This is a genomic window from Pseudomonas kulmbachensis, from assembly GCF_963681935.1.
GTDB classification, from domain to species: Bacteria; Pseudomonadota; Gammaproteobacteria; order Pseudomonadales; family Pseudomonadaceae; genus Aquipseudomonas; species Aquipseudomonas kulmbachensis.
This window is the reverse complement of record NZ_OY817088.1, coordinates 5039870-5055897: the sequence shown is the minus strand read 5'-3', so window position 1 is coordinate 5055897 and position 16028 is coordinate 5039870. Positions and strand designations below refer to the sequence as shown.

Here is a 16028-nt window from a genome sequence, read left to right as displayed (position 1 = left end):
TTGATAAGTGGTTGATGCCGGCGCGAATACTCTGCCAAGGCAACCTGCCTCACAAGGGAGCAAATTGCATGCCAGTGCCCCGACTTGGGTTTTATGCCCCAATCTCAAGCAGGTTAGCGTCGCAGACTACCGATTAGCGGCGTTTATCGCACTCAAATGAAGCGAAATCCGGGGTTTATGTTCCATTTTGGTGCGTTGAAAACCGTTTGTACGATAACTGGTTAAACCTTGAGCAATTTCCGCTATAATCCGCGCCCCCCTTTTTTGGCAGGCTGCTCGCGCGCTGTTTTCATGAAACTAATCGTTAAAGTCTTCCCCGAAATCACTATCAAGAGCCGTCCGGTTCGGATGCGTTTCGTCCGTCAATTGGCTAAAAACATCCGTACTGTGCTCCGCGATCTGGACCCGGCTGTGGTGGTGACGGGCGTGTGGGACAACATCGAGCTGCAAACGCGCGTAAGTGACCCTAAAGCCTTGAAAGACATGACCGAGCGCCTGAGCTGCATGCCGGGCATCGCGCATTTCCTGCAAGTCGACGAGTACCCTTTGGGCGACTTCGATGACGTCGTTGAAAAGTGCAAAATGCACTTCGGCGATGCGCTGGCAGGCAAGATCTTTTCCGTACGTTGCAAACGCGGTGGCAAGCACCCATTTACCTCGATGGAAATCGAGAAATACGTCGGCAGCAAGCTGCGTCGTGAGTGTGGGGCGGCTGGAATTGATCTGAAAAAGCCGGAAATTGAAGTCCGCTTCGAAATTCGCGACCAACGGTTGTTTGTGATTCACAGCCAGCACGACAGCATTGGCGGCTTCCCGCTGGGCTCTCTGGAACAGACCCTGGTGTTGATGTCCGGTGGCTTCGACTCCACAGTTGCGGCCTACCAGATCATGCGTCGCGGCCTGATGAGCCACTTTTGCTTCTTCAACCTCGGCGGGCGTGCCCACGAACTGGGCGTGATGGAAGTCGCGCACTATATATGGAAGAAGTACGGCAGCTCGCAGCGCGTGCTGTTTGTCAGCGTTCCGTTCGAAGAGGTTTTGGGCGAAATTCTCGGCAAAGTCGATAACAGTCATATGGGTGTCATTTTGAAGCGTATGATGTTGCGCGCAGCGACCCGTATCGCTGAGCGGCTCGACATCGAAGTACTGGTGACCGGTGAAGCGATTTCCCAGGTTTCCAGTCAGACGCTGCCCAACTTGTCGCTGATTGACTCGGCTACTGACAAATTGGTGCTGCGCCCGCTGATTGCGAGCCACAAGCAGGACATCATTGATCAGGCGGTTGAAATCGGTACGGCCGATTTTGCCAAGCACATGCCTGAATATTGCGGGGTTATTTCGGTTAACCCCAAGACCCACGCCAAACGCAACCGCGTGGAGTACGAAGAACAACAGTTCGATATGGCCGTGCTTGAGCGAGCGCTTGAGCAGGCCAAACTGGTGCCGATTGATCGGGTAATCGATGAATTGGGCCAGGACTTGCAAGTCGAAGAAGTCAGCGAAGTGCTGGCGGGCCAGATCGTGATCGACATCCGTCACCCGGATGCTCAGGAAGATCAACCGCTGGAACTGGCTGGCATCGAAGTACAAGCGTTGCCGTTCTATGCACTGAACAGCCGCTTCAAGGAACTGGATGACACCCGTCAGTACCTGTTGTATTGCGACAAAGGCGTGATGAGTCGCCTGCATGCTCACCATTTGCTCAGTGAGGGACATGCCAATGTGCGCGTTTATCGACCGAGCTAAGAGCCCGGGGCTGTATGCCTGTGGCCTGCGTCACCGGCCCCCCGACGCCACCGTCAAGCTGTAACGGCTTGCACGGACTCTACTGTTAATCGCTGCCTGGACTCAGTCAGCACACCGAATCCTCTGATCGAGATACACAAGTGATCGAAAATCTACGTAACATCGCCATCATTGCTCACGTTGACCACGGTAAAACTACTCTGGTAGACAAACTCTTGCGTCAATCCGGCACTCTGGAGCGCAACGAGCTCAACGACGAGCGCGTGATGGACTCCAACGACCAGGAAAAAGAGCGCGGCATTACCATTCTTGCCAAGAACACCGCTATCAACTGGAACGGCTACCACATCAACATCGTGGATACCCCGGGCCACGCCGACTTCGGCGGCGAAGTTGAACGCGTAATGTCGATGGTTGACTCCGTTCTGCTGCTGGTTGACGCTCAAGACGGCCCTATGCCGCAAACCCGTTTTGTGACCAAGAAGGCTTTCGAAGCCGGCCTGCGTCCAATCGTGGTAATCAACAAGGTTGACCGTCCAGGCGCGCGTCCGGACTGGGTTCTGGATCAGATCTTCGACCTGTTCGACAACCTGGGTGCTACCGAAGAACAGCTGGACTTCAAAGTGGTTTACGCCTCGGCCCTGAACGGCATTGCCGGTCTGGAACACACCGACATGGCTGAAGACATGACCCCGCTGTACCAGGCCATTGTTGACCACGTACCAGCACCACAAGTTGACCGTGACGGTCCGTTCCAGATGCAAATCTCGGCACTGGACTACAACAGCTTCCTGGGCATTATCGGTGTTGGCCGTATCGCTCGTGGTCGCGTCAAGCCTAACACCCAGGTTGTGGCTATCGATGCTGACGGCAAGCGCCGTAACGGTCGTATCCTGAAGCTGATGGGTCACCACGGTCTGCACCGTATCGACGTTGAAGAAGCTTCGGCAGGCGACATCGTCTGCATCAGCGGCTTCGACCAGCTGTTCATCTCCGACACTCTGTGCGACCCACTGAATGTTGAAGCGATGAAGCCGCTGACCGTTGACGAACCAACCGTTTCGATGACCTTCCAGGTTAACGACTCGCCGTTCTGCGGCCGTGAAGGCAAGTTCGTAACCAGCCGTAACATCAAAGAGCGTCTGGACAAAGAACTGCTGTACAACGTTGCTCTGCGCGTTGAAGAAGGCGACACCGCTGACAAGTTCAAAGTGTCTGGCCGTGGTGAGCTGCACTTGTCGGTACTGATCGAAACCATGCGTCGCGAAGGCTTCGAAATGGGTGTTGGTCGTCCGGAAGTAATCATCCGCATGGTTGACGGCGTTAAGCACGAACCGTACGAAAACGTAACCATCGACCTGCCAGAAGAATCGCAGGGCGCAATCATGGAACAGATCGGTATCCGTAAAGGCGATCTGACCAACATGGTTCCGGATGGCAAGGGCCGTGTTCGTCTTGAATACAACATCCCTGCACGTGGCCTGATCGGTTTCCGTAACGAGTTCCTGACTCTGACTTCGGGCGCTGGCATCCTGACCTCGATCTTCGACCGTTACGACGTGATGAAGTCGGGCGACATGTCCGGCCGTCAGAACGGCGTTCTGGTTTCGGTTGCTACCGGTAAGGCTCTGACTTACTCGCTGGAAACCCTGCAAGCTCGCGGCAAACTGTTCCTGGGTCACGGTGAAGACGTGTACGAAGGTCAAATCGTCGGCATCAACAGCCGCGACAACGACCTGGGCGTTAACCCAACCAAAGGCAAGAAGCTCGACAACATGCGTGCTTCGGGTAAAGACGAAACCATCGCTTTGGTTCCGCCTATCCGCTTCACTCTGGAGCAAGCTCTGGAATTCGTACAAGAAGATGAACTGTGCGAAGTAACGCCTAAGTCCATCCGTCTTCGTAAGAAGATCCTGGGCGAAAGCGAGCGTACCCGCGCTGCGAAAAAATCCGGTAACAACTAAGTTATTTAGTTAGCCGTAAAAAAACGCCCCCGACCTTGCGGTCGGGGGCGTTTTTTTGTGCCTGTGTTTCTTGATATCTGAACTCTGTAGCCGCTGCCGAAGGCTATGATAAGGTCCGAAGGACCTTGGCTTTTCATCAAAACAGCAGGGCCGCTTCGCAGCCCATCGCAGCCTGCGGCAGCGGCTACACGATCTGTTTTAAAACACCATCAACTTTTCGCTGCTGTTCTTGCGCTCGACAGCTTTGGGCACGTAGGCGCAATACCCTGGACGCGGGCCCACTCTAGGGTGGTTGCGGCAGGTGTCCGGGCGGATTTCGTAGATGGTGCACATGCGCGACTTGCGATCCAGGTACAGGCAGTCGTTATTGCTCATGCGCTGCAGGGTGAAAATCCCGGACTTCTGATTGAAGCGCTCCACGATCCCTTCTTTTTGCAGGCGCTTGGCGATGTTCTTCGGCGGATCGCCCATCTCGAACTCGTCAACGATGCCGATGCGGATCAGGTCTTTGATCTTGACCTCGACCGGCAACGTGCAGCAGCTGGAAATGCAGGAGCCGCACATGGGCGCGGAGTATTTGGCCCAGGTATCGAGACGGTCGATTTCCGCGGCGGCGATCAGGTTGGACTTCATCAGGCTTGTATTCCAGCGTGCATCAGGGCGCGCGATCATACCGGGGTTGGCGAATGAGTGAACAACCATTTGCCGGTTTTTCGATCAGGGCCATGTTTTAAAGCGTTCAACTGCGTTTGCGCCTCGTTTTGGGGCATCGCTCACTTCGTCAGTTTTTTTAAATAAACTGTTCAAAAAAGCCCGAAACAAAGCATTTTGTTTGTGTTGAAGCGTCTAGGCTGACACCACTCGTTCTTCAAATCGTCCCATCTCGATTGAGGTTGTATCGATGCCCCAGGAACCGCTTGTTCGTGACGCACAGGTGGCGGCTTTCCGTGCCGCTGTAGTAGCCAAGCTGACTTACGCGGTGGGTAAGGACCCGGAACACGCGTTTGACCATGACTGGTTTGAAGCTATTGCTCTGGCCGCCCGCGACCATATGGTCGAGCACTGGATGGACCACACGCGACAGATTTATCGCAAGGATCAGAAGCGGGTGTACTACCTGTCGCTGGAATTCCTCATCGGTCGCTTGTTGTACGACAGCCTGAGCAATCTGGGGCTGCTGGAGGTGGCCCGCGAGGCTCTCACCGAGCTGGGGGTTGATCTGGAGCGCATCCGCCTGCTGGAGCCGGATGCGGCGCTCGGTAACGGCGGCCTGGGTCGATTGGCGGCCTGCTTTATGGAAAGCATGTCGACCCTGGGCATTGCCGCCCACGGCTATGGCATTCGCTATGAGCACGGGTTGTTTCGCCAGAGCATCGTCGACGGCTGGCAGCAGGAACAAACCGAAAACTGGCTCGACTTCGGCAACCCTTGGGAGTTCGAGCGCGCCGAAGTGCTGTATTCGGTCGGCTTTGGCGGCTCGGTTGAAACCAAACAGGATGATCAGGGCCAGTTACGGCAAATCTGGTGGCCAGGCGAGACGGTGCGCGCCATTGCCTATGACACGCCCGTCGTGGGTTGGCGCGGGGCCAGTGTCAACACGTTGCGCCTGTGGCGGGCGAGGGCGCTGCACGACTTGAACCTTGGGCGCTTCAACGCGGGTGACCATTTGGGTGCGGTGGCCGAAGTGGTGCGTGCTGAAAGTATCTCGCGTGTTCTGTACCCGGCTGATGGCAACGAAGCGGGGCAAGAGCTGCGCCTGCGCCAGGAGTACTTCTTTGTTTCGGCCTCGTTGCAAGACTTGCTGCGCCGCCACCTGCACGTCCATGAAACGCTGCTCAACCTGGCCGAGCACGTGTCGATCCAGCTCAATGACACCCACCCATCGATTGCGGTGGCGGAGTTGATGCGCATTCTGGTCGACGAACACGGCATCGAGTGGCATGCGGCGTGGCAAGTGACCGTCGATACCTTGTCGTACACCAACCACACACTGCTGCCCGAAGCGCTCGAAACCTGGCCCGTTGGCTTGATGGAGCGCCTGTTGCCGCGTCACATGCAGATCATTTACCTGATTAATGCGCACCATATCGATGCGCTACGGGCCAAGGGCATTCATGATTTTGACGTGCTGCGCGCGGTATCGCTGATTGAAGAGGATCACGGCCGCCGGGTGCGCATGGGTAACCTGGCATTTTTGGGGTCTCACAGCGTCAACGGGGTCTCCGGGTTACACACGCAGTTGATGCGCAGCACCGTGTTTGCCGAGCTGCACAAACTCTACCCGAACCGGATCAACAACAAGACCAACGGCGTTACCTTCCGCCGCTGGCTGTTCCAGGCCAATCCGCCGTTGACCGCGATGCTGGTGGATGCGCTAGGGGTCGATGTGCTCGATGAGACCGAGCACAAACTGATCAAACTGGAGCCTTTCGCCGAGCGCGCCGATTTTCGCAAGCGCTTCGCCGAACAGCGCCTGCAAAGCAAATGCACCCTGGCGGCGCTGATTTATGAGCGTCTGGGCATCGTGGTCAATCCTGAGGCGATGTTCGATGTGCAGGTCAAACGGATTCACGAGTACAAGCGCCAATTGCTCAACTTGATGCACACCGTGGCGCTGTATCAGGCGATTCGGGCGGAGCCAGGCAATCAATGGGTGCCGCGGGTGAAGATTTTTGCCGGCAAGGCGGCGGCCAGCTATGAGCAGGCCAAACTCATCATCAAGCTGGCCAATGACATCGCCCGTACCGTGAATAACGACCCCACCGTGCGCGGTCTGCTCAAGGTGGTGTTTATCCCTAACTACAACGTCAGCCTGGCCGAGAGCATCATTCCGGCGGCGGATTTGTCCGAGCAGATATCCACCGCAGGCTACGAAGCGTCCGGCACCAGCAACATGAAGTTTGGCCTTAACGGTGCGCTGACCATCGGTACGATGGACGGAGCCAATGTCGAGATGTGCGAGCGGGTCGGCGAGGACAACATGTTCATCTTCGGCCTCAGTTCGCAGCAGGTTGAAGCGCGCAAGCGCAATGGCGAGTTCCATGCGGCTCCGGATGTGGCTGCTTCGCATCGACTCAATGATGTGCTGCAGGCTATTCGTGGTGGGGTGTTTTCCCACGATGACCCGGCGCGTTACACCGGGCTGGTGGATTCTTTGATTGATTACGACCGCTTCCTGGTCTGTGCCGATTTTGATGCTTACTGGGATGCGCAGATGCGCGTGGAACATCTGTGGCAGGACAAGGATCAGTGGTGGCGTAAAGCCGTGTTGAACACGGCGCGCATGGGCTGGTTCTCATCGGACCGGACCATTCGTGAGTACGCGACTGATATCTGGAAAGCGTTGTAGGTTGCGCGGCCTTTGTAGCCGCTTCCGAAGGCTGCGATCGAGACCTCAGGGCCCGTGTTTTCAATAGCGAAGCCCCTGCGGGACTTATCGCAGCCTGCGGCAGCGGATACAGGTTTTACGGTTGATTTAAGGTTTCAGCAGAACTCGCTCTGTCGGTTCTGAGTCTGATTAGAAGATTTGCACCGCAACTCGCGTTAAACTGCGCGGGTTTTTCGCCCCCTCCCCATTGTTCGGAGCCTTACATGTCCCGCGTTACCCTGAGTCGCTATTTGATTGAGCAGACCCGCAGCAACAACACGCCTGCTGATTTGCGTTTCCTCATCGAAGTGGTGGCGCGTGCTTGCAAAGAGATCAGCCATGCCGTGTCCAAAGGCGCCTTGGGTGGTGTTCTGGGCAGCATGGGCACCGAAAACGTACAAGGTGAAGTGCAGAAGAAGCTCGATGTAATTTCCAACGAGATCCTGCTCGAAGCCAACGAATGGGGCGGTCACCTGGCCGGTATGGCGTCCGAAGAAATGGACAACGCCTACCAGATCCCGGGCAAATACCCGAAAGGTGCCTACCTGCTGGTATTCGACCCGCTGGACGGCTCGTCGAACATCGACATCAACGCGCCGGTGGGTACGATCTTTTCGGTACTGCGTTGCCCGAACGAATACCTGACTCAGAACGAGCCTTTGAATGAAAAGGCCTTCCTGCAGCCAGGCACCCAGCAGGTAGCTGCCGGTTATGCCATCTACGGTCCTCAGACCATGCTGGTACTGACCCTGGGCGACGGCGTTAAGGGCTTCACCCTGGACCGTGAAATGGGCAGCTTCGTACTGACCCACGAAGACATCACCATTCCTGAAACCACCCAGGAATTTGCAATCAACATGTCCAACCAGCGTCACTGGGAAGCTCCGGTACAGCGCTACGTTGGCGAATTGCTGGCTGGCGAAGATGGCCCGCTGGAAAAGAACTTCAACATGCGCTGGGTTGCGGCCATGGTTGCAGACGTACACCGCATCCTGACCCGCGGTGGCCTGTTCATGTACCCGCGCGACAGCCGCGAGCCGTCCAAGCCGGGCAAGCTGCGCCTGATGTACGAAGCCAACCCGATGTCGTTCCTCGTGGAACAGGCGGGCGGCGCGTCCACGGACGGTCATCAGCGTATTCTCGACATCCAGCCTGAAGGCCTGCACCAGCGCGTAGCGGTGTACCTGGGTTCGAAAGAAGAAGTGTCGCGCATTACCGCTTACCACAAAGAGTAAAACGCATAACACTGTAGCCGCTGCCGCAGCCTGCGATGGGCTGCGCAGCAACGCTTGTGCTTGAAGGGCCTGCGGCCCTTATCGCATCCTTCGCCAGCGGCTACAGAATCCTCGTCCGACCCCGCCAAACAAATCCTTTCTCCCTTCGGGAACCCGCTCGCGCTTTTCTCTTCTAAGCTTGCATCAGGCAGCCATGCCGCCCTTCCCATGCAGGAGCTTTTCATGAAATTGCGTACTTTGGCGTTGTTGTCGTTCTGTGTATTGCTGGCCGCTTGCAGCAAGGTCAATCAGCAAAATTACTCGAAGCTGTCGACCGGCATGCCCAAGGCCGAGGTTGAAAAACTGCTGGGCAGCCCAACCGATTGCTCGGGCGCACTGGGGATGTCGAGCTGTACCTGGGGCGATAAAAACAGTTTTATCAGCGTGCAATATGCCGGTGACAAAGTGTTGATGTTCTCGGGGCAGGGCTTGAAGTAAGGCAGGTCAGGAGCGTTTGCAATGAAACGTCTTTTAATCAGTCTTGGGGCCGCCGTGTTGCTGGCCGGGTGCGCCGGGTCCAGCAGCGACTCTCTGGCACCGAAAACGGTCGAAAATGTCGACCTCAAGCGATATCAGGGAACCTGGTACGAACAGGCACGCTTGCCGATGTTCTTCCAGCGTAACTGCGCGCAGTCCGAGGCCCACTACAGCTTGAAACCTGACGGCGACGTGGCGGTACTGAACCGCTGCCTGACCGCGCAAGGCAAGTGGGAGCAGGCCAATGGCACAGCAACCCCGCAGGTGGAGGGCAAAACCGACAAACTGTGGGTCGAGTTCGACAACTGGGTTTCGACCTTGCTGCCGGGTGTGACCAAGGGTGACTATTGGGTGTTGTACGTGGGCGACGACTACAGCACGGCGCTGGTGGGCAATCCCGACCGACGCTATTTGTGGCTGTTGTCGCGCAAGCCGCAGGTTGATCAGCAAACCCGCGATGAGCTGCTCAGCAAGGCTCAGCAACAGGGCTACGACACCACACGTTTGATTTGGCGAACGCCGGATGCAGACATGCCCAAAGGCACGGAATAAGCGAAGGCACCCCCCGGCAAGCGCCAGGGGGTGTTGGCTGGGCGCTTAGGCGCGCAGCAGGGTCTTCCACGCGCGGTTCTGGTACACGGCGATGGCTTGCTGCTTGCGAGCGTTGAGCAATTCGTCGTTGTGCTCTGCGTCGTCAGTGATTGGCAAGTTGGCCAATTCCTGCAGCTTGTTCATCTCGCCGTACAAACGGTCCAGTTCCGGAATTTCCAGCACGTTACGCGCCAGACGCAGCCATGCCTGAATGCGCTCGATGCGCGGCAGTTGCTCGGCCAGGTCTTCAGGTTGCTGCTGGTAGCGATTCAGACGCAAGGCAATTGCCTCATCCGACAGCAAGCGCGGCAACCAGCTGTGCAGCTGTGCAGCGCCCTGGCGGTTGCCACGGGTGGTGCCGCGATCGACAGTCCAGCTGCGGTCCATCAACCAGCGCGAGGTGTTCAGCGAGAACTGGCCCCAGCGCGGGTCTTCCAGCTCTTCCAGGAACTGCTCGGGTGCGGCTTTACGCACGTCTTCGTCGTCCTGACCGATCTGTACCAGCGGGCGCCAGTCTTCCAGCAGGGCGTCCAGCGCAGCGCGCAGGGTGCTGGTGGATTGGCGTGGAGCGGCTTGACCGAGGCTGCTGACCAGCGCGCGCAGATCAATCAACTGCTGAACCCAGTCTTGCAGCAAGCGCCAGTGGCCATTGAAACGATACTGCTCGGCCAGACGCTGGCTGTTGCCCAGCAAGTGCCAGGCCAGTGCGGCGAAGGCATCGTCCAGCGGCGTTTCGGGTGTCAGCTCGGGAGCTGGCAGGTTAACGGCGTAGCTGTTGGCGTCGAACAGGCGATAGCCGCGCTCGGCCTTGCTGATGTCACATGGCATCAGGGCCAGCTTCTCGGCCAGCTCTGCGGCCAGCTCCAACAGGGCAGACGGCTCGCCTTCGCGCAGTTCGAGTTCCAGTTCGCAGATTTCTTCTTTCTGCTTGCCAGCAATCACATGGCCCAGGTCCAGAGCGGCTTCAATTACCACTTTGGCCTTGCCGCGACCCCAGGAGATTTCAGCGCGTTCGCGTACGAAATCAGTGGTGAAGATAGGCTTGAGGGTTTTCTTGTCCAGCTCGGCCAGCTCTTCAGGCCAGCATTCGCCGTCGAGTTTTTTGACGTCGAGCTTGGCTTTAGGCAGGTTCCAGTCGTATTCGTTGCGCTCAGACAGGCCAGCGATGCTTTGGCCGCGGGTCTTGAGGGTCTGGATCACTTCTTCGCCATCGCGGCGCAGGCGCAGGGCAACCTTGGCCTTGGCCAGGTCGCGCTCAGGCGTGTCGAAGTACTGGTTCAACAACTCACGGCTTTCCCAGCCACTTTTGTTGCGCTTTTTCAGCAAAGGGTGCTCGCGCAAGGCGGCGAGGGTTTCGCGGCTGACGCGCAGTTTGATTTCGGTTTCTTTTTGCATGGCCGGAAAATCCAGGAACGGTTGCGCAGCCGGGAAAAAGTGTGGCTGCCAAGGCCGTGCAGTGTACAGGACTCGCCGCCCTGACGCCGCGCATGGGTTTATTCTGCGGCGCAGATGGCTCTATGATGGGCCTCGCCCCGCCAACAGGAAGTCAGCGCATGCCTTTACCTTCCATGAAAGAGCAGTTCGCGGCTTTGATCGGCATGCCGTCGGTCAGTTGCACCCAGCCCCACTTGGATCAATCCAATCGTGGCGTGATCGATTTGCTGGCGACCTGGCTCGCCGAGCTGGGCTTCAACTGCGATATCCAACAGGTCAGCCCAGGCAAATTCAACCTGCTCGCAACCTTTGGCAGCGGCCCCGGCGGGCTGGTGCTGGCAGGGCACAGCGACACCGTGCCCTACGATGAAGCACTGTGGCAGACCGATCCGCTCAAACTGACCGAAGTCGATAACCGCTGGGTGGGCTTGGGCAGCTGCGACATGAAGGGTTTTTTCGCGCTGGTGATCGAAGCCGTACGCCCATTGCTCGATCAGCCCTTCAAGCAGCCACTGCTGATTCTGGCAACGTGCGACGAAGAAACCTCGATGGCCGGGGCCAGGGCTTTGGTCGAAGCCGGTCGCCCGCTGGGCCGCGCCGCAGTGATTGGTGAGCCGACAGGGCTCAAGCCGATCCGCATGCACAAAGGCGTGATGATGGAACGCATCGAGATTCTTGGGCAAAGCGGCCACTCATCCGACCCAAGCCTTGGCCACAGCGCGCTGGAGGCCATGCACGACGCGATCAGCGAACTTAAGGGGCTGCGCCAGCAGTGGCTCAACGAATACCGTAATCCGCAGTTCAGCGTGCCTCAGCCGACCCTGAACTTTGGCTGCATTCATGGTGGCGACAACCCGAACCGGATTTGCGGCCAGTGCTCACTGGAGTTCGACCTGCGGCCACTGCCGGGCATGGACCCCAACGCGCTGCGGGCCATCATTCGCAGCAAGCTGCAGCCCTTGGCTGAACGCCATCAAGTGAAGATCGATTTCGCGCCCATTGCTGCCGGCGTGCCGCCGTTCGAACAGGACGCGGATGCCGAGTTGGTGCGGGTTGCCGAGCGACTCACCGGGCATCGTGCGCAAGCAGTAGCGTTTGGCACCGAAGCGCCTTATCTTCAGCAACTTGGCTGCGAAACCATCGTGCTGGGCCCGGGTGATATCACTTGCGCGCATCAACCGGGTGAACACCTGGAAATGTCACGTTTGCAGCCGACAGTGCGTCTACTGACTCAACTGATCGAACACTATTGCCTGAAATAGCGAAAATACCCTTTGCCCTGCACACAAGGAGAGCGCGCGTGTTGCCAACAATGTTTCGACGATAACCACCAGCCCGCTGTGCGTTTGCTGTTTTTGCCCTCTTTAGGCGACTTAATTTTTACAGGCTCTGGTTATGCACGATTACGTTAACTGGCTTCGTCACGCATCTCCCTACATCAATGCCCACCGCGACTGCACCTTTGTCGTCATGCTCCCCGGCGACGGCGTGGCGCACCCCAACTTTGGCAATATCGTCCACGACCTGGTGCTGTTGCACAGCCTGGGCGTGCGTTTGGTGCTGGTTCACGGTTCGCGCCCGCAAATCGATGGCCGCCTTGAAGCCCGTGGCTTGGTGCCCAATTACCACAACGGCATGCGCGTCACCGACGCGACAACCCTGGAGTGCGTAATCGACGCCGTGGGCCAGTTGCGCATTGCGATTGAAGCACGCTTGTCGATGGACATGGCCTCCTCGCCGATGCAGGGCTCGCGCCTGCGGGTGGCGAGCGGCAATCTGGTCACTGCGCGGCCGATTGGCGTGCTTGATGGCGTCGACTTTCACCACACCGGCGAAGTGCGCCGGGTCGACCGCAAGGGTATCAACCGCCTGCTCGATGAGCGCTCGATTGTGCTGCTGTCGCCCTTGGGTTACTCGCCGACCGGCGAGATTTTCAACTTGGCCTGCGAAGACGTCGCCACCCGCGCCGCCATTGATCTGGCGGCTGACAAACTGCTGCTGTTCGGCGCCGAATCGGGCTTGCTCGACGCAGAGGGACGGTTGGTGCGCGAGTTGCGCCCACAGCAAGTGCCAGCGCACATGAAGCGTCTGGGCAGCGACTACCAGGCCGAACTGCTGGAAGCTGCCGCTGAGGCTTGCAGCGGCGGTGTAGCCCGCAGCCATATCGTCAGCTATGCCGAAGATGGCGCGTTGCTCACAGAGCTGTTCACCCGTAACGGTGGCGGTACGCTGGTGGCGCAAGAGCAATTTGAAGTTACGCGGGAGGCGGCGATTGAAGACGTTGGTGGCTTGCTTGAGCTGATCAGCCCGCTGGAAGAGCAGGGCATTTTGGTACGTCGCTCCCGTGAAGTACTGGAGCGCGAGATCGAACAGTTCAGCGTGGTTGAACGCGAAGGCATGATCATCGCCTGTGCGGCGCTGTATCAGATTGCCGAATCGGATGCGGGGGAGCTGGCGTGCCTGGCGGTGAACCCGGAGTACCGTCATGGTCGCCGTGGCGATGAGCTGCTCGAACGCATCGAAAACCGTGCGCGGGCTCAGGGCTTGAAAACCCTGTTTGTATTAACCACACGCACTGCCCACTGGTTCCGTGAGCGCGGGTTTGTGCCGAGCGGTGTAGAGCGCCTGCCGGCGGCGCGAGCGTCGCTGTACAACTACCAGCGTAACTCGAAGATATTTGAAAAAACGCTGTAACCGCTGACGAGGAACAATTCAACTGTAGGAGCGAGCCTGCTCGCGATGACTTTCGAGAGCGGCTCGCTCCCACAGGGCTCAGCAAACCCCGTCAGAACTCCCGCAAACACACATCATCAAGCACCGCCTTGCCCATGTCGCACAAGTAATGCGAAGCCCAGGCATGGGGCTGGCAGTCTTTATCCAGCGCGGCATCCAGTGCCAGTTTTTTTGCGCAATAGAGCAACGCCGACACCTGCTCCAGCGCTTGGCGCAGCGGTATATCGGAGTTGACGCGAAACAGTTCGTGGTTGTCCTGGCCGCAAGGGCCGAAGGTGACGGTGCCGAGGGTTTTGATTGGGGTGTGATCAGCCATTTAGTGCGCTCCTATAGTAATTAAGAGCTGTCACTTTCGTTTCCAGGCGAAGGTGGCAGCTGTACGCAGGCTGGAAACCGGGACAATAGGAACCCGGCAAGTCCGAGGACCTCCCGCGCACAGCCGCCATAACATATAAAAACGCCAACAATCACAGGGATTGATGGCATTAAGGCGATTATTGTTACCCGGGTTTCCAGGCCCGGCCACTGTTTTTTTCAGTGACAACGCACAGTACGCCTCCCTTCAAAACGCGGAAGCCGTCCATTGCCTCAGTGGGCGTAGGAACTGACTGCGCTCGCTCGCACGAACACCACTGATCAGTCCCCTCTCCCTTCGGGAGAGGGCTAGGGTGAGGGGTTTTTTAGTTACTGATCGCCAAAATGCTCGCCTGATACGACGCTACAAACAGGTCAAAGTCGCCTTCTTCCGTTTGTTCGGTCTCGGCTTGTTCGAGCAGTGACTTGCGTGCTTTCTCTTCGAACGCGGCCTGATCTTCAGCACTCAGTGGCTCGCTGCGGAAGTACTCGGCATGGGCCAGGCTCTGGCGCATCGAGAATTGGGCGAAGCTTTCCTTGTGCTCGGCCATGCTGGCCAGCACACGGGCAGACGGCGTCAGTGACACGTCCTGGATCTTGGCCAACTGTTCGTCGAGCGCTTTGCTGTGGGTGTCGCCACCGTGGCTCTGATCGAGCAGGGCAGCCAGCGGAGCGATTTTTTCCAGCAGCTCTGCCGCCCACTCCTTCATGTCGATTGCTGCACCATCACGCTGCAATTGCAGGCCCGGACGGCGACCTTCCTTGACTACGCTGAGGAAGTTCGAAGAACAATTGCCACAGGCCGTGCTGTCGAACTGCGGGCTGTCTTGCAGCGCGCAATACAGCAGGAAGGCGTCCAGGAAACGCGCTTCAGGCAGGTCGATGCCCACCGGCAGGAACGGGTTGATATCGAGCAAGCGCACTTCTACGTACTGCACGCCACGCGCCACGAGGGCCTGAATCGGCCGTTCGCCGGTGTAGGTCACGCGCTTGGGGCGGATGTTGGAGTAGTACTCGTTTTCGATTTGCAGGATGTTGGTGTTCAGCTGTACCCATTCGCCATCCTTGTGCGTGCCGATTTCAACATAGGGCGCGTAAGGCGTGGCCACTGCTTTACGCAGGCTGTCGGTGTAGCTGTCGAGGTTGTTGTAGCACGGCGTCAGGCCGGCCTGGGCGTTGCTCTGGTAACCCAGGTCGCTCATGCGCAGACTGGTGGCGTACGGCAGGTAGAGGGTGTCGGCGTCCAGCTGTTCAAGCTGGTGCGAACGGCCGCGCAAGAAACCGGCATCCAGTGCAGGCGAGGCGCCGAACAGGTACATCAGCAGCCAGCTGTAACGGCGGAAGTTACGGATCAGGGCGATGTAGGCGTTCGATTGGTAATCGCGCTCGGTGCCGACAAAGCCTTCAGCCTGCATCAGTACAGGCCACAGGGCCTCGGGCAGGGAGAAGTTGTAGTGAATGCCGGCGATGCATTGCATGGTCTTGCCGTAACGCAGGGCCAGGCCCTTGCGGTACACGTACTTGAGCTGTCCGATATTGGACGTGCCGTAGTAGGCAATCGGGATGTCTTCTTCGGCCGGCAACGGACACGGCATCGAAGGGCTCCACAGGTACTCGTTGCCGAGCTTGCTGTAGGCAAAACGGTGAATCTTGTCGAGGCTGGCCAGGGTGTCTGCCGGGTCGGGCAGGGCTGGGGTGATGAACTCCAGCAGCGACTCGGAATAGTCGGTGGTGATCTGATCGTTGGTCAGGGCCGAGCCCAGTTCTTCTGGGTGCGGGGTCTGCGCCAGGCGTGCATCGGCTGTGACGCGCAAGCATTCGCGCTCGATGCCGTGCAGGCATTGCTCAAGCAGAGTGAGGTTAGCGCGCTCGCTGAGCAGAGCCAGGCGGCGGTTGAGAAGTTGGCTCAAGTTGGATTCCTTCACGCGTCAGTCGCCCCAATATGGGGGTGGTCAGGACGGTCTACAAGGGTGAAGTTGAAACCGGCGTGGTCGCCTGGCTTTTATTGATAGTGCTTTGGCCCCGTCCCTGTTTCGGCCCCTGAGCGCTCCAAGCGCATTTCGGCACCGCGTTAGCAATGCCGAAATT

At 58.1% G+C, this 16028-nt stretch carries 12 protein-coding genes; 8 read left to right on the top strand and 4 right to left on the bottom strand.

The features are described 5' to 3' along the window. Positions 1–291: 291 nt before the first annotated feature. Positions 292–1746, top strand: a complete 1455-nt coding sequence (gene thiI / locus U5A05_RS23035; protein ID WP_261740133.1) for a tRNA uracil 4-sulfurtransferase ThiI — start codon at positions 292–294, stop codon at positions 1744–1746. A gap of 140 nt (positions 1747–1886) precedes the next feature. Then, positions 1887–3710: a translational GTPase TypA gene (gene typA / locus U5A05_RS23030; RefSeq protein ID WP_261740132.1), complete on the top strand. Its 1824-nt coding sequence runs from the start codon at positions 1887–1889 to the stop codon at positions 3708–3710. 198 nt (positions 3711–3908) lie between these two features. Here the strand turns inward: typA and U5A05_RS23025 are convergent, their stop codons facing one another. Beyond that, a complete protein-coding gene (locus U5A05_RS23025) occupies positions 3909–4346 on the bottom strand; it encodes a YkgJ family cysteine cluster protein (RefSeq protein ID WP_037031547.1) in 438 nt (145 codons plus the stop codon). Between the two features lie 265 nt (positions 4347–4611). Between U5A05_RS23025 and U5A05_RS23020 the strand changes: the two genes are divergently transcribed. From U5A05_RS23020 to U5A05_RS23005, 4 genes are all read left to right on the top strand, one after another. Beyond that, on the top strand, positions 4612–7059 hold the full coding sequence (locus tag U5A05_RS23020; protein WP_321835000.1) for a glycogen/starch/alpha-glucan phosphorylase: 2448 nt from the start codon (positions 4612–4614) through the stop codon (positions 7057–7059). A gap of 242 nt (positions 7060–7301) precedes the next feature. Further along, positions 7302–8312, top strand: a complete 1011-nt coding sequence (locus U5A05_RS23015) for a class 1 fructose-bisphosphatase (RefSeq protein WP_261740130.1) — start codon at positions 7302–7304, stop codon at positions 8310–8312. 222 nt (positions 8313–8534) lie between these two features. After that, positions 8535–8789, top strand: coding sequence for an outer membrane protein assembly factor BamE (locus U5A05_RS23010; RefSeq protein ID WP_261740129.1), 255 nt, complete (start codon positions 8535–8537; stop codon positions 8787–8789). A 21-nt stretch (positions 8790–8810) separates the two neighbouring features. Beyond that, positions 8811–9380: a lipocalin family protein gene (locus U5A05_RS23005; protein ID WP_261740128.1), complete on the top strand. Its 570-nt coding sequence runs from the start codon at positions 8811–8813 to the stop codon at positions 9378–9380. Positions 9381–9425: 45 nt separating this feature from the next. Here the strand turns inward: U5A05_RS23005 and U5A05_RS23000 are convergent, their stop codons facing one another. Continuing rightward, the gene (locus U5A05_RS23000) at positions 9426–10814 is read right to left on the bottom strand and encodes a CYTH domain-containing protein (RefSeq protein WP_321834996.1); all 1389 of its coding nucleotides are present in this window, start codon (positions 10812–10814) and stop codon (positions 9426–9428) included. 158 nt (positions 10815–10972) lie between these two features. On the opposite strand from U5A05_RS23000, the gene argE reads away from it, so the two are divergent. After that, a complete protein-coding gene (gene argE / locus U5A05_RS22995) occupies positions 10973–12115 on the top strand; it encodes an acetylornithine deacetylase (RefSeq protein WP_261740126.1) in 1143 nt (380 codons plus the stop codon). A gap of 133 nt (positions 12116–12248) precedes the next feature. Continuing rightward, complete coding sequence (gene argA / locus U5A05_RS22990) at positions 12249–13547, top strand: amino-acid N-acetyltransferase (protein ID WP_261740125.1); 1299 nt, start codon at positions 12249–12251, stop codon at positions 13545–13547. 91 nt (positions 13548–13638) lie between these two features. Here argA and U5A05_RS22985 read toward each other — a convergent pair whose 3' ends face one another. Together U5A05_RS22985 and gshA are read right to left on the bottom strand one after the other, a co-directional pair. Continuing rightward, entirely contained in the window at positions 13639–13902 is a 264-nt protein-coding gene (locus tag U5A05_RS22985) for a DUF3077 domain-containing protein (RefSeq protein WP_261740124.1), read from the bottom strand. 364 nt (positions 13903–14266) lie between these two features. Next, positions 14267–15850: a glutamate--cysteine ligase gene (gshA, locus tag U5A05_RS22980; RefSeq protein ID WP_261740123.1), complete on the bottom strand. Its 1584-nt coding sequence runs from the start codon at positions 15848–15850 to the stop codon at positions 14267–14269. Between the last annotated feature and the right edge of the window lie 178 nt (positions 15851–16028).

Bases quoted from the DNA above. Each gene is read 5' to 3' on its own strand.
- thiI (WP_261740133.1), top strand. From the start codon at position 292: ATGAAACTAATCGTTAAAGTCTTCCCCGAAATCACTATCAAGAGCCGT.
- U5A05_RS23020 (WP_321835000.1), top strand. From the start codon at position 4,612: ATGCCCCAGGAACCGCTTGTTCGTGACGCACAGGTGGCGGCTTTCCGT.
- U5A05_RS23015 (WP_261740130.1), top strand. From the start codon at position 7,302: ATGTCCCGCGTTACCCTGAGTCGCTATTTGATTGAGCAGACCCGCAGC.
- U5A05_RS23010 (WP_261740129.1), top strand. From the start codon at position 8,535: ATGAAATTGCGTACTTTGGCGTTGTTGTCGTTCTGTGTATTGCTGGCC.
- U5A05_RS23005 (WP_261740128.1), top strand. From the start codon at position 8,811: ATGAAACGTCTTTTAATCAGTCTTGGGGCCGCCGTGTTGCTGGCCGGG.
- U5A05_RS23000 (WP_321834996.1), bottom strand. From the start codon at position 10,814: ATGCAAAAAGAAACCGAAATCAAACTGCGCGTCAGCCGCGAAACCCTC.
- argE (WP_261740126.1), top strand. From the start codon at position 10,973: ATGCCTTTACCTTCCATGAAAGAGCAGTTCGCGGCTTTGATCGGCATG.
- argA (WP_261740125.1), top strand. From the start codon at position 12,249: ATGCACGATTACGTTAACTGGCTTCGTCACGCATCTCCCTACATCAAT.
- U5A05_RS22985 (WP_261740124.1), bottom strand. From the start codon at position 13,902: ATGGCTGATCACACCCCAATCAAAACCCTCGGCACCGTCACCTTCGGC.